Genomic DNA, 12,170 nt, shown 5'->3' with positions numbered 1-12,170 from the left:
CATGCGCCAAAAGTTATTTCTGTCTACTCTTGTCATTATACTTATAACGTTAATCTTCAGCATTCTTGCCGTTAATCTTGTCTTCCATCAAGAATTCAGCAATTACTTGACCAAGACGAATGAAACGGTTATCGAACAACTGCCCACTCGTTTAAGTGCAGTGTATGAAAGCAAAGGGAACTGGGATTCGGCATCGCTCCATGAACTTAGTCTATCCCTTCCGGCGGGAACGACAGTGACCCTAACCGATCCCGACGGCAAGCTGATTGCTACCTTAAATAATATGATGGATATGATGAACAGTCAAAGTGGAATGATGGGTATGAGTATGTCCTCTCAGGCCGTTACAAGCTGGAAAACAAAAACCTTAACGGTTTCCGGCTCTCAAGGAGTTATAGCAACGGCTCTCGTACGCTACCCTTCATCTGCTCCTATTCTTAACCCTCAAGATGTTCAATTCCAGTCCTCAGTCTTATACTCTTTGCTGCTTGCCGGAGGCCTGGCGCTTGTGTTTGGGATAATCCTTAGCTATTTTACAAGCCGTCGTCTTGTGGCACCCCTGAAACGCCTGATCTCTGCCACGGATCGCATAGGCCGGGGACATCTCGACGAGCGTGTTACAGTTCAGACTAACGACGAAGTCGGGCAATTGGCCGCAGCTTTTAACGTCATGGCCAATAATTTAAAACGCCAGGAAACAGTGCGCAAACAGTTTACTGCCGACATCGCCCACGAACTGCGAACTCCTCTGACTTCCATCAAAGGCTATATCGAAGCGTTCCAAGATAATGTCTTACCCGCGGATCAAGAAAATCTTTCCTCGATCCATGAGGAAATTGACCGCTTGGTTGACCTGGCCAGTGACTTAAAAGACTTGAATGTCGCCGAAATCGGGGCTTTAAAACCCATCTTCACAACTGTAGACTTGAAACATCTCATAGATAAAGTAGCGCATAGCTTCTATCCTCTGCTTCAAGAAAAACAATTAACCCTGAATTGGAACGCTCCGCCCAAACCCGTACCAATTCAGGGAGACGAACGTCTCTTGACCAGACTTTTTTACAATCTTCTTCACAATGCCTATCGCTATGCTAATGTTGGAGGGCAAGTAAGCATCACCTTGAACCCGGCGGCGGATTTTGCAACCGTTAAAATCAAAAATACCGGTGAAGGCATTGCGGAAAAAGACCTTCCTTTCATCTTCGAGCGATTTTACAGGACTGATAAATCCCGAACACGTGAAACCGGAGGAACAGGCATTGGACTTTCTTTAGTCCGGCAGATTACCCTTCTCCATCAAGGTACAATAAATGTAAGGAGTCATCTTGGGGAAGAGACGGAATTTATTGTTCAACTGCCCCAAAAGGTAACTATTGAAAAATAGTCTACCCCCCATGAAATTAACAATTTCTTGGGGGGTACTTTTTTGGTTCTGAGTTGAAGGTTCAACCTCAAACAAATCATTCTGAACCAAAACAACATCTCCGGTTTTTAAATTTGAGGCGGAAACTTCTCTCTTTGTCTCCTCAGTCTCTTTGTTAACCAACAAAGAGTTTTATGTCCAAAGAATTATATTATAAAATAGCTTTTCTTTCTTAAAGATCAACAATATGAATTCTTTCAAGCAAGCATTCCCTCTAGTATTCAACACCTGAATTTTAGTGAAGAAGCTTAGGACAACTCTCTTTTCGCAAATAATAACCCGGGTTATCACTGCTCCCCTTTCGCCTCTATAATCCCTAACACAAGAGCCCTTCTCTCACCTTTATTAAGTAAGAGAAGGGCCCTTATGACGGGCAAGGGAATTCAGCCATATTGCTAAAACCCTTTAATTTATTTGAGAAAGATCCTTTTTAAGGCTTAAGTATTCGTCTGTGTTTATTTCACCGCGGGCATAGCGCTCATTTACAATGTTCAGGGCATTGCTGTTCTTATAGCCAATTGTGGGAATCCTCCTGCCAAGCCAGCGAAATAAAATAATCCCTACGGCAATTATCAATAACCAGGAAAGTAATTGCATACTTAACCCTATAAGACTCGTCCACCAATAGCCACCACCCAAACCAGAGGCGAAAGCTGAACCATATCCATAGCAATATCCCGGGCCCCAATTGCCGTAACCAAATCCCATCATAGACTTCACACCTTCTTAGCGGAATAATTTCTTATAGTTTGAAAGTCGGATTCATATAAGTAGGAAACTTTAGAGGAGTAGTTTTACGAGCAGAATGAGACTATGTTACAAGAGTTTACCACATCATTCCGTAGCCACCATAGCCGCCCATCATTCCATACCCTCCGTAGCCCCCCATCATACCAAAGCCGTATCCGGACCCAGATCCAGACCCATAGCCGGGACCATAGCTGTTATTATTGCTGTTATCGCTATTATTGTTGCTACCGCTGCCGTTAAAATCATAGCCTCCAAATCCACTCATCATACCATGGCCATATGGAACAGTCCAGGTTGGAGGTGTGGTCGTTGGTGCCTGACTCGCTGCTGATTGATTCGTTGTATCAGCCATCGCCGGAATAGCCATGAGTCCAACAGCTAAAACCGCCGTTCCCAGGAGTAGTGAAATTTTTTTATTGAACTTCTTCATTGTTTATTCCCCCTTAATCTTACCAGTTCATAACCTCTTGCTGATATTTATTATGACGTTGCCTTTTGAACATCCTGTGAATTAATTATGAATAACTTATGAACGGCAAGCTGCTTTTCCGATCCACTCCCTCAGGCAAATGAGCAACGTCGGAGCCAATTGTGCAGAGTTCCAGGAAATCCCAGTCCATTAACGTGTTTGAGTTGTCAGGGCATTCAGGAAAATAAACAAAGGAATCAAGCTTAGCTATCTTGATTCCTTTGTTTATTTTCTTATGAAATTCCCGTTTTGGAGACCACATTCCTCCAACGCTCTTTGTCATCTATGAAACACACTATATGTAGTGGTTTTTGACCCTGTTTTTGGGAACATTCCCAAATTACAAACCTATCCTAAATTCGAAGGGATCTTTGAATTTGGATAAAATAAACCGCTGCGTAGCGGTCCAAAACAATTATTCAATCAAATTAGCTATATCCCTGCTTCTATACAGAATTCTTCTGACTTCCATCACATTGTCAATAACGACATAGAAGATAGTAAAATTATCTACGTAAATCCGATAATACGGATTTCTCCTTTTCCGATTTGATTGAAACGGTTCGAATGATAATGGACAGCTTAATCGTTCGGCAATTGAAATTTCGATTTTATTGATAAGCCTTTTTGCAGCATCCGGATTATGTAGCTTAAATACTAAATAGTCTACAATTTCATTAAAATCGGCTTCAAATCTGGGAATATATCTTAACGAATACCTACCTTCCGTCATCAATTCTCGCCTTCACCTTTGAGAAAATCTCATCATGAGTGTATCGAACATCCGTTGAATCCGCCTCTTTATCTGCTTCATCAAGTTTCATTTCCAGATCATCCGTTAGTTCGGCATACTTTTCCAAACTCATTACAACCATAGAGCCATAACCATTTTTCGTTAGATAAACTGGCTGCCCTTCTTTAATAACCAAATTCTCAATTTCCGGAAATTTATTTCTTAAATCTGAAACAGGTCTGATATGGATCATGCCTCTCACCTTTTCGCATTTCTTTATCATAAAAATATCATTATTTTATCATGAAGTCAACAAATATAGCTACACCTAAAAGAAATGAAATCATTTATCCGCTGACTAATCCGCTCTAAGACTCCCGCTTCTTTGCAAACAGTAAAGGGCGACATTTTCTTCAAAACGTCGGCCCTTTACTGTTTTTTGACAATGTATCTTTTTGGGGCAGTTTCCGTATCAGTTTCTTGAATTCCCCATCGAGTCAATTGAAATTATAAAGCACTCAAACCTGATTGGTCACCGATTTCTGATATAGTGATGAGTAATGTGTGGATTACTCGTTTTTCGTGACTGGATTTCGAATTGCTTTAGGGACGAGATAAAGGGAGTTAACTTTAGGTAGCCAAAGTTCCTTGTGTCAAAATCCGGGTAACGCTTACTGAGCCTGTTTCCAACTTCGCCCAAAAAAGCCCAACCATCTTCGTCTGAACTCTCCGTTATGATAACTTTTATCGATTCGATCAACTTTCCTATATTCGCTATATCTTCTCGAGGGGTATTATTCTTTTCCAATACACTATAGGTATCCGATTTATCAGAATCTATTGGAATCGGCATTAAGACTTCAAGATATTTAAATTTTTCACAGGCCGCAATGAAAGGCAAAGGCGTTTTCTTTTCACCCATACCGATAACATACATTCCGGCCTCTCTTAGCCGGGCAGCCAACTTAGTAAAATCGCTATCACTTGAAACAATACAAAAACCGTCTACATTATTTGAATATAGAATATCCATGGCATCGATTATTAAGGCTGAATCGGTAGCATTTTTACCGGTTGTATAGCTATATTGCTGAATTGGGGTAATAGAATAATTAAGCAGAACCGTTTTCCATGTTGCAAGTTGAGGCTTTGTCCAATCTCCATAAATTCGCTTGTATGTAGGTGTCCCGTGGTTGGAAATTTCATCAAAAATATACTTTATATATTTGTCGGATACATTATCAGCATCAATTAAAACCGCAATCTTCTTATCTTTTTCCACTAACATTCCCCCTTTATATTGATAGCACTACTCCGCAAAAGGCATGTTGGTATAGGTGACCCGCTTCGGCCTCAAATAATCGCCTTTTAATAATTCCATATATTTCCTTAATTCCCTTCTGGATTTTAAAAAAATCTTGAAAATAATCATCTGCTTAAAGTAGGGGCTAAATAATTTTTACTCCCAAAATCTGTACTATATCAACAGCTTGCATGACATTTATCTTTGCATCCTTAAGTTCGCTGAAGGTATCAGATAAGGTAATCCCCTCAATTATACAATCTGATAGGTCAATTCCTTTAAGAGGAGTTTTAAAAAAATCCGCACTCTGAAAATCAACCGCTTTTAGCTTAACTTTTTTGAACTTTACCTCTGATAGAAATGCTTCTTTAAGGCTACAATCACTGATCGTACAGTTTTCCTCCCATACTGATCCTGTGTAATTGGCGTAACGTAATGAACAATTGGATAACACTGCCTCTTTGAAATGACTTTGACTAAAGTTACTGCCCTCGCCTTTGCTTTCCGATATCTTTGATTTCTTCCAATAGCTATCTTCAAAGCTACAGTTTGAGAAATCGGAATTCATAAAGGTTACGTTATAAAAGCTGGTACGTGAAAAATTGCAATTAATAAATTGACACTTGTCAAACTGTACTGACTCAAATTCCATCTTTGAAATATCGGCATCTGTAAGAACTTCATTTTCAAATCTTACATTCTTGATATAGTTATCATCCGACTTTGCTTCTGAAATCATTTTTACTAGCATAGAATCGCCTCTTATACCTCAATATCCCGGATAATGAATTTAGCAAATTCTAGTTCGCCCCCGCTTACTAAACCTTCTTGAGCTTGGCAAGGGGGTCTTCTTTAGCCTTTGTTTAAAGAGTTTTAGTAAAATAATAACGTTTTCCTGTGACAGGATAGTTTTCTAATGCAAACACTTCCTTGTATCCATGCTTTTTATAAAATTCAGGTGCTTGAAAACTAAAAGTATCCAAAAATGAATACTTACACCCACGCTCTTTCGCTGTTTTTTCCGCCTGATTTAAAATATTGCTTCCAACGTTTTGTCTCCTTAATTCCTCACTTACCCACAGAAATTTTACAAACAACCAATTGCCATGTGTAATGCCAATTAGACCAGCAACTTTTTTACCTGCTTCATCTTGTAAATAAACGCCTAAATCCTTGGGGTTTTTGTCTTCAATTCTCGCTAAATTATAGTCTACTAAGCCTTGAAAAATAATATTTTTATCTTGTTCTTTAATTTCATCAGTAATCTCAATTTTCATTTAATTATACACCTTCCTTGTGTGCTCACGTTGTGCGCTTCATATATATTTCTGGGAAATTATCACCCCCACATTGCAATGTAAGACAACCGACTAACCTCATGTGAAAGCCTCTGGGGGACAACAGCATGTGTTTCGTAACATCCTCACTCCAGGTTCTGCCACAATTTCTCAGAAAAATTACCGGTCGCAACGCTGGAAACAGTTCCAGTCATGTAAACATGTCCATCTGAAAGAATTTTAATTTGTCTTAATATAACCCTGGTCAAATAGATACCTTGAGAAAATCCTGATTCCATTGCCACTTTTCTCTGCTTCACTACCATCAGGATTCAAAATTCTAAGTTTTAGACTTTCGCCTTCAAAGAATGGTCCATATAAAATACCGTCAGAACCTATTCCAAAATTCCGATGACAAATTAATTTAATGTTTTCTGCGCTAAGATTAATTCTAGTTTTATTTGGGTCAATTACTATGTAGTCATTACCCAATGCATGGTATTTATAATAATCTATTTTCATCATTATTCAACCTATCTTTGAATTTTAATGATTCTCCACTAAATTATACGGTGCAGTTCCGCAACTTTTTGTTCTGGGAGGCCGGCGCTTCCGATTGACCGACCGTTTAATCGGCTTGTTTGCAATTTGACGGCCGGGGTGGGATTTGAGTATTAAACCTGCACTAGGACACTAGCAAACACAACGCTTAAGACAAAAAGCATGATGACATTACATAACAGGAAAGTGCCAATAAATTGAAGCTTTTTATGAGGAAAGACTTGATAGAACAGCGAAAACGCAATGACGCTGGCAAGTGAAGCAATGGGAGTACCAAGCCCGCCAATATTGGCGCCATAAAACAATGCATACGCATAAACTGTAAACGGTGCAAGCATGACCGTACTGGGAACATTACTGATGATCTGGCTCAGGAAAAGAGCAGATACGTATGTTTTTAAAGGAGTGGTTTCCAGAGCTGCTATTTGTTCTTTCAGCACCGGAATATGGGAGATGTTGCCTACGGCAACAAATAGCAACAAAAAGGTCAGCAGAAGTCGGTAATCCAGTTTGCGGAGCATTGATCTGTTTATAATTATTGCAGCGAGCAGCACGAACACAAAAGTAATCGCGTAGGGAATCAGACCAAAGATACCGACAATCACCGGTACCGACAACAGAAGGAATGCCGCTACCCTCTTTTTTTCGGTCACAGGCGCAATGCTAAGCTCGGCCCGGATTTTTTTCGGGCGGATAAACAGGGTTGACGCCATCAGCAGAAGCAAACTCACAAGGCATAGAGGGACGGACTCTCTGAAAAAAGATACCGGACTCATCTTGTAGAACGAAAAAATGTAAAGGTTCTGTGGATTACCTATCGGAGTTGCGCTGCTTCCTAGATTCGCAGCGATGGTTGTCAGAACACATGGAAAGGTGACGGAAAGGCCGCACGTCCTGGAGATTGCGACTAGGATTGGGACAATCGTCAGGACCGCGACGTCGTTGGTGGTAAACATTGAAAGCAGAAAAGTAATGACACACAGAGCCGCCGTCAGCCGTCTTTCGTTCTTGCAGCAGTTCACAATTTTTACAGCGACGTGTCCGAGAAGCCCGTATTCTTCCAATGCTTTTACGATCAGCATCAGCTCAAACAAACAGACAAGCACTTTAACATCTATATAACCCCATCTGGGGATGTTGAAAAAGGAAGTAACAACTGCAGCGGTCAAGGAAATCGAAAAGAGAGCATGGCCTGTAATCTCATGTAAGAATTTTTTCCATATCCCGACCATAAGCCCTCCAATATGAGTTAAAAACGAAAAAAATCGATAAAACGTATTAAATGTTATACCCTCCTTTAACTATTATAATTTCTAAAAAAGGCATACAAATACCAGGCTATACGTTGTACAGCCCAAAAAGTCAGATCGGTCTGCGGCTTTCAAGCCATGGACTTTATCCGGTTGTATAAGTCATTTTTTCCAATAAGGCTGCAACGGGCCTTTTTCCGGTGGCCCGGATGCAGAGCCTTTCCGTAAATGAGGCGGAAGCGGGCGGGTCTCCGGCGGATGAGGCGGCATATGTCCATCCCTCAAATGCGGAGGCAAAGACTCTTCTGAATCTTCACCCTCAAGGAGTGCCTGCGCTTCAAAGACAGCGCAAAGTTTCTTCATGATGGTATAGAACATGTGCTTTTCCTCATCGGGCAAGCTTCCAAAGAGCATTTCCGCAAAATCTCCCTGGCTTTGTGAACTGTTTGCAAGTTTACGTCCCTCATCCGACAAAAAAACATGTGTGATGCGTTTGTCTGCTTCATCCTTTTCCCGCGTAATCAGGCTTGACCGCTCCAGCTTGTTCAAAAGTTCGGACATGGATGCGGAGCGAATATCCAGAAGCTCGGCAAGCTCTTTCTGATTCAAGCCGTCGTTGTCTGCAATAATGTTCAAGACCCTGTTTTGGCCCCGGTAAGGCACATACGGCAGCCTGGCACGATACATCCCCTTCTGGTAAAGCCTGATGAACTGACTCAAGGTAAACAACAACTCATCAAATGAAATTACGAGATCTTTTTGCTTCTGTTCGTTACTATATTCAGCCACAATAATTCTCCCCAATATTATATAGGTACCTATCTATATTCTATTATACTGGAATCCCGCAATATGTCAAGGTACCTAACTAAAATTCTAGCCTGGCAAAAATCATGCAAATAAAACCCGCTCAATAATATAGACATTGAAACGGGACTTCTTCATCTTCATAATCTGCAAAAGGTGAATTCTCCGGAAGGTTTCCTCGATGCGCATGGTACAGGCATCTACGCAGGCCGGATTTCTGCCGGCGTCACGAAGATCCTTGCAACTGTCACATTTTTTTACTATTCTACGTTCTTCAATGAACTGGAGATTCTCATAGGGACAATTCCATTCTGACTAGGCTTTATTAATACTCCTCCCTCCTTCTCATAGATATTTTCAGTTTCCAATTCCTTGAAGACTAGCATTGTGGGGTATCATACTTTTCCAAAGTCTGAACCAACTTCGCTCTGACAGCTTCTCTAAGTTCTTCCGGTTGAAGCACAATCGCCTCTGCCCCAAACGAAAAAAAGTATTCAGCGAAAAATGGTATTTCTGAGGCAAGAATACCTACCTTAAGTATACCTATCCCCTCATCAGAAACAATGACGTTCCCCCAAGGGAACAACCAACTCTTATCGCTGAATAGCTCAATTCCTTTTGCCGATAATTTCACTTTAACATCGACACTTTCAAGTTCGCTTTGAAAATGAAGGCCAAAGTTCGATAAATTTACCTCGCAAACATCGACTGGGGCCGATATCGTTTCAACATCGGCTAAAGCGGCTGACCATATCCGATCCACTCGGAACAAGCGGTAGGCATTTCGCAGATAGCAGTATGCCGGGCAAAACCAATATCCCTCATGCGCGTATATTCCAATAGGTTGAACAGTTCTGAGTGTGGTTTCATCTGTCCGAACACCATAATTGATGGTCACGGGTAGCCTTTCAATGGATGCTTGGAGCAATATCTCAAGATATCCCGCTCGTTGTGGGCGCTTATGCGTAAAGAAGTCAACTCGATGCCGTATCTCATCTATTTGCTCTTTCATGTCGTCTGGTAAATACGCGAAAAATTTTCGGAGAGCAGAGTCTGCAGATGCTTTAAAGGGCAATGAACTATAGTGTCTAAGTGCGTGGCAAGCAAAGAATATTGAGAACGCCTCGTTCTCTGTAAACGAAATAGGTGGGAGGTTGCGCTCTGTAAGTACTCTGTATCCCCCTCCTGCGCCAACCTGGGAGTATAAAGGCACACCCATTCCACTCAATTCCTGCAAATCGCGCAGCATGGTTCTGGTAGATACGCCAAATTCTTCAGCAAGCTCTTTGACCGTGAATTGTCGTTTCCGATTAACCGCCATCATTAATTCAATCAGGCGCCTCGACTTGCCCATTCAGTTCACTCCCTAAATAATAGTGACATGTTCTGTCATGATTTTATTTTATACTAAAAATAAAACAATTAGAACAGGAGAATATCATTATGAGTAGAGAACAACGTAAAGCAGTAAATGAAATGCTACGGCGCCCTCAAACTTCCAAACCAAAAACCGTCGAGAAGATGCGCGCGGATTTCGCTGCCATGATGACGGCGATGAAAGTACCTACAGACGTGCGAATCACTCAGACGGCTCTCGGTAATCGGCCCGGTTTGCTCGTCGAGCCCGCACAGGATGCTCGTTTGGGAATAATTCTCTATTTCCATGGCGGTGGATATGTATTCGGTTCCCCCGAGACCGCCATGTCCCTCACCGGGAACCTCGTAAGCAGGACCAGTATCCGGTCTGTCTCGCTCGATTATCGCCTTGCTCCGGAACACCCGTTCCCGGCGGCACTGAACGATGCGCTTTCAGCCTATCGCGCACTCTTGGAGACCGGTGTTGAGGCAAAGTCCATTGCGTTCGCCGGTGACTCTGCCGGCGGCGGTATCGCTGTCTCAACGTGCCTCATGGCACAGGATGCTGGTTTGCCAATGCCCGCAGCGGTTGTGGCGTTCTCGCCAAGTTTAGATAAGACACTCTCCGGAGCGAGCATAGATAGCAAAGCCGGGATCGATCCGTTCTTCACTCGTAAGAACCTTGCTTACACAACAGCAATGTACCTCTCCGGACAGGACCCGAATCAGGAACTCCTGAGTCCTGCTCGATTTGCCAATCTTGCGGGATTCCCACCGCTTCTGCTTCAAGTCGGAACCAATGAGGTACTTCTTGACGACTCTGCGCGGATGGCAGAGCGCGCACGAGCAGCAGACGTGGACGTGATCCTCGACGTGACTGCCGATGTCCCACATGTTTTCCAAGCGTTCGCCGGTATCCTTGATGAAGCCGATCAAGCCTTAGACCGTGCCGCATTCTTCATCATACAGCATCTTAGTTAGTGTTGTGCCGGATTGGCAATTTCACGTAACAGGTGCAACAAAATCTCCTGATAAATGCGGTCTCCAAAGAATACCTTATCATGGTTCTTAAGATTTAACCATTTTAATCCTGATGCTGTACAAGTATGCAACTTAGCGGCGATTTGCGGGTTGGCACCGGACATATCAGTGGTAAAAAATATCCTACGCCCGGTGGTTATCCGGGGTAGGACAGATAGTTCTCTATTGGCTGGATTGCAAGTCAATTGTTCTCCCAAACGGAGTGCCAGTAATGGATGCCATCAACTAAAAAGGATATCGTTCAGATTTTTCTCTATTGGACTGTAGCTGTTGAGGTACTGACAGTACTTCCGCCCAAATCCACCAGGATCTTTTGAGCATCCGTTATTAGCTGATTTCTGGCGCTGATTTGATTATTTAAATCGGTGATGATGTTTTGCAAGTCTGTGGTTATATTCGTTTTGTTTTTGGCCTGACGATCAATGTCCAACTGGAGCTCATCTTTTCTTAGAGTTAACCTGTCAGTAAGTGCTGTGGTGTAATCATTCACCATTGAAATTTGGTCATTTTTTACATTTAATAGCACAGTATAATTCTTTTGAGTCCAATCTGTCTTACGTTGGGCTTGAATATTTTGTCTTAACCCTTGTAACGTATCACTTAAACCTTTGTCCGTTTGGCGCAGTGCCTTGATCTGTGTCCAATATGTGGAGTTGGAATTAAGAGTAGGCGCGACTGGTGCCGTTGTATCAGCCATAGCTGGCAAGGCAGAAAACAGGCAGGAACCTATCACCAATCCCGAGGTCAGTAAAACTTTCAAATTACGCATTAAACATCTTCCTTTCTGATTATCGACTAACTTTATCTTCAAACATAGTCTAACAATCAAAACTGAGAGTTCCCTGAGAATTAAAGTAGGACTTAAGTCCTGTTTTAAGAATTCCAGGCTGGACTTTTCCTTTTCTTCAGCTATATCTTCAGCAAAAACCATCTACAAGCATTCAGCTCATATTTGAGTTTAATGTGATGGTATAATTTTACCCATACAACTGGTTCTGTTAAAGAGCCAGTATACCCTGATTTTTACAGAGCCAGTTGGAGGGGTTATGTTAGGAATTGAATTGAACCGGAAAAGTGAATTGCAGCTATGGCGTCAAAGCAAGCTGCTTATTGGATATGGGCATTTGGAACCTGATATAATCAACAACGTTGTTGCGCTATTATCTGATATTATTAAGAAATTAAATAACTGAGTTTATA

At 41.9% G+C, this 12,170-nt stretch carries 15 protein-coding genes and 1 pseudogene; 3 read left to right on the top strand and 13 right to left on the bottom strand.

The features are described 5' to 3' along the window. Position 1 precedes the first annotated feature (1 nt). Positions 2-1,384 (top strand): sensor histidine kinase, encoded by a 1,383-nt coding sequence (locus tag REC12_RS23555; RefSeq protein WP_308898446.1) that lies wholly within the window; start codon positions 2-4, stop codon positions 1,382-1,384. 444 nt (positions 1,385-1,828) lie between these two features. Here the strand turns inward: REC12_RS23555 and REC12_RS23550 are convergent, their stop codons facing one another. The 12 genes and pseudogenes from REC12_RS23550 to REC12_RS23495 all read right to left on the bottom strand — a co-directional run bounded on the left by REC12_RS23550 (position 1,829) and on the right by REC12_RS23495 (position 9,927). Then, positions 1,829-2,134 carry an SHOCT domain-containing protein gene (locus REC12_RS23550; protein ID WP_308898445.1) on the bottom strand — a complete coding sequence of 102 codons (306 nt, stop codon included), beginning with the start codon at positions 2,132-2,134 and terminating at the stop codon, positions 1,829-1,831. Positions 2,135-2,249: 115 nt separating this feature from the next. After that, positions 2,250-2,603, bottom strand: a complete 354-nt coding sequence (locus tag REC12_RS23545; RefSeq protein ID WP_308898444.1) for a hypothetical protein — start codon at positions 2,601-2,603, stop codon at positions 2,250-2,252. Between the two features lie 454 nt (positions 2,604-3,057). Next, on the bottom strand, positions 3,058-3,375 hold the full coding sequence (locus tag REC12_RS23540) for a type II toxin-antitoxin system RelE/ParE family toxin (protein WP_308898646.1): 318 nt from the start codon (positions 3,373-3,375) through the stop codon (positions 3,058-3,060). Further along, positions 3,362-3,628: a type II toxin-antitoxin system Phd/YefM family antitoxin gene (locus REC12_RS23535; RefSeq protein ID WP_308898442.1), complete on the bottom strand. Its 267-nt coding sequence runs from the start codon at positions 3,626-3,628 to the stop codon at positions 3,362-3,364. The genes REC12_RS23540 and REC12_RS23535 overlap by 14 nt, the downstream gene beginning before the upstream one ends. A gap of 279 nt (positions 3,629-3,907) precedes the next feature. Beyond that, positions 3,908-4,657: an NYN domain-containing protein gene (locus tag REC12_RS23530; RefSeq protein WP_308898440.1), complete on the bottom strand. Its 750-nt coding sequence runs from the start codon at positions 4,655-4,657 to the stop codon at positions 3,908-3,910. 166 nt (positions 4,658-4,823) lie between these two features. Beyond that, on the bottom strand, positions 4,824-5,429 hold the full coding sequence (locus tag REC12_RS23525) for a pentapeptide repeat-containing protein (protein ID WP_308898439.1): 606 nt from the start codon (positions 5,427-5,429) through the stop codon (positions 4,824-4,826). A 112-nt stretch (positions 5,430-5,541) separates the two neighbouring features. Continuing rightward, the gene (locus REC12_RS23520; RefSeq protein WP_308898437.1) at positions 5,542-5,955 is read right to left on the bottom strand and encodes a GNAT family N-acetyltransferase; all 414 of its coding nucleotides are present in this window, start codon (positions 5,953-5,955) and stop codon (positions 5,542-5,544) included. A gap of 240 nt (positions 5,956-6,195) precedes the next feature. Further along, the gene (locus tag REC12_RS23515) at positions 6,196-6,480 is read right to left on the bottom strand and encodes a hypothetical protein (protein WP_374214245.1); all 285 of its coding nucleotides are present in this window, start codon (positions 6,478-6,480) and stop codon (positions 6,196-6,198) included. Positions 6,481-6,629: 149 nt separating this feature from the next. Next, positions 6,630-7,748, bottom strand: coding sequence for an SLC13 family permease (locus REC12_RS23510; protein WP_308898435.1), 1,119 nt, complete (start codon positions 7,746-7,748; stop codon positions 6,630-6,632). 180 nt (positions 7,749-7,928) lie between these two features. Then, positions 7,929-8,555 (bottom strand): MarR family winged helix-turn-helix transcriptional regulator, encoded by a 627-nt coding sequence (locus REC12_RS23505; protein WP_308898432.1) that lies wholly within the window; start codon positions 8,553-8,555, stop codon positions 7,929-7,931. A gap of 192 nt (positions 8,556-8,747) precedes the next feature. After that, a pseudogene (locus REC12_RS23500) lies at positions 8,748-8,882 on the bottom strand (4Fe-4S dicluster domain-containing protein); the annotation flags it as partial. 70 nt (positions 8,883-8,952) lie between these two features. Next, positions 8,953-9,927, bottom strand: coding sequence for a helix-turn-helix transcriptional regulator (locus REC12_RS23495; RefSeq protein ID WP_308898430.1), 975 nt, complete (start codon positions 9,925-9,927; stop codon positions 8,953-8,955). Between the two features lie 89 nt (positions 9,928-10,016). Here REC12_RS23495 and REC12_RS23490 point away from each other — a divergent pair, with 89 nt between their 5' ends. Beyond that, positions 10,017-10,910, top strand: coding sequence for an alpha/beta hydrolase (locus REC12_RS23490; RefSeq protein WP_308898428.1), 894 nt, complete (start codon positions 10,017-10,019; stop codon positions 10,908-10,910). 313 nt (positions 10,911-11,223) lie between these two features. Here the strand turns inward: REC12_RS23490 and REC12_RS23485 are convergent, their stop codons facing one another. After that, positions 11,224-11,901 (bottom strand): hypothetical protein, encoded by a 678-nt coding sequence (locus REC12_RS23485; protein WP_308898426.1) that lies wholly within the window; start codon positions 11,899-11,901, stop codon positions 11,224-11,226. Between the two features lie 115 nt (positions 11,902-12,016). On the opposite strand from REC12_RS23485, the gene REC12_RS23480 reads away from it, so the two are divergent. Next, on the top strand, positions 12,017-12,163 hold the full coding sequence (locus REC12_RS23480; protein ID WP_308898424.1) for a hypothetical protein: 147 nt from the start codon (positions 12,017-12,019) through the stop codon (positions 12,161-12,163). The last annotated feature ends 7 nt before the right edge of the window (positions 12,164-12,170 follow it).

This window comes from Candidatus Desulfosporosinus nitrosoreducens, from assembly GCF_030954495.1.
Taxonomy (GTDB): Bacteria; Bacillota; Desulfitobacteriia; order Desulfitobacteriales; family Desulfitobacteriaceae; genus Desulfosporosinus; species Desulfosporosinus nitrosoreducens.
This window is presented reverse-complemented; position numbering and strand designations above follow the sequence as displayed.

Coding starts and splice junctions, on each gene's coding strand:
- REC12_RS23540 (WP_308898646.1), bottom strand. CDS start 3,375: ATGACGGAAGGTAGGTATTCGTTAAGATATATTCCCAGATTTGAAGCC.
- REC12_RS23535 (WP_308898442.1), bottom strand. CDS start 3,628: ATGATCCATATCAGACCTGTTTCAGATTTAAGAAATAAATTTCCGGAA.
- REC12_RS23520 (WP_308898437.1), bottom strand. CDS start 5,955: ATGAAAATTGAGATTACTGATGAAATTAAAGAACAAGATAAAAATATT.
- REC12_RS23545 (WP_308898444.1), bottom strand. CDS start 2,603: ATGAAGAAGTTCAATAAAAAAATTTCACTACTCCTGGGAACGGCGGTT.
- REC12_RS23490 (WP_308898428.1), top strand. CDS start 10,017: ATGAGTAGAGAACAACGTAAAGCAGTAAATGAAATGCTACGGCGCCCT.
- REC12_RS23515 (WP_374214245.1), bottom strand. CDS start 6,480: ATGATGAAAATAGATTATTATAAATACCATGCATTGGGTAATGACTAC.
- REC12_RS23550 (WP_308898445.1), bottom strand. CDS start 2,134: ATGATGGGATTTGGTTACGGCAATTGGGGCCCGGGATATTGCTATGGA.
- REC12_RS23485 (WP_308898426.1), bottom strand. CDS start 11,901: ATGGTTTTTGCTGAAGATATAGCTGAAGAAAAGGAAAAGTCCAGCCTG.
- REC12_RS23510 (WP_308898435.1), bottom strand. CDS start 7,748: ATGGTCGGGATATGGAAAAAATTCTTACATGAGATTACAGGCCATGCT.
- REC12_RS23495 (WP_308898430.1), bottom strand. CDS start 9,927: ATGGGCAAGTCGAGGCGCCTGATTGAATTAATGATGGCGGTTAATCGG.
- REC12_RS23480 (WP_308898424.1), top strand. CDS start 12,017: ATGTTAGGAATTGAATTGAACCGGAAAAGTGAATTGCAGCTATGGCGT.
- REC12_RS23525 (WP_308898439.1), bottom strand. CDS start 5,429: ATGCTAGTAAAAATGATTTCAGAAGCAAAGTCGGATGATAACTATATC.
- REC12_RS23555 (WP_308898446.1), top strand. CDS start 2: ATGCGCCAAAAGTTATTTCTGTCTACTCTTGTCATTATACTTATAACG.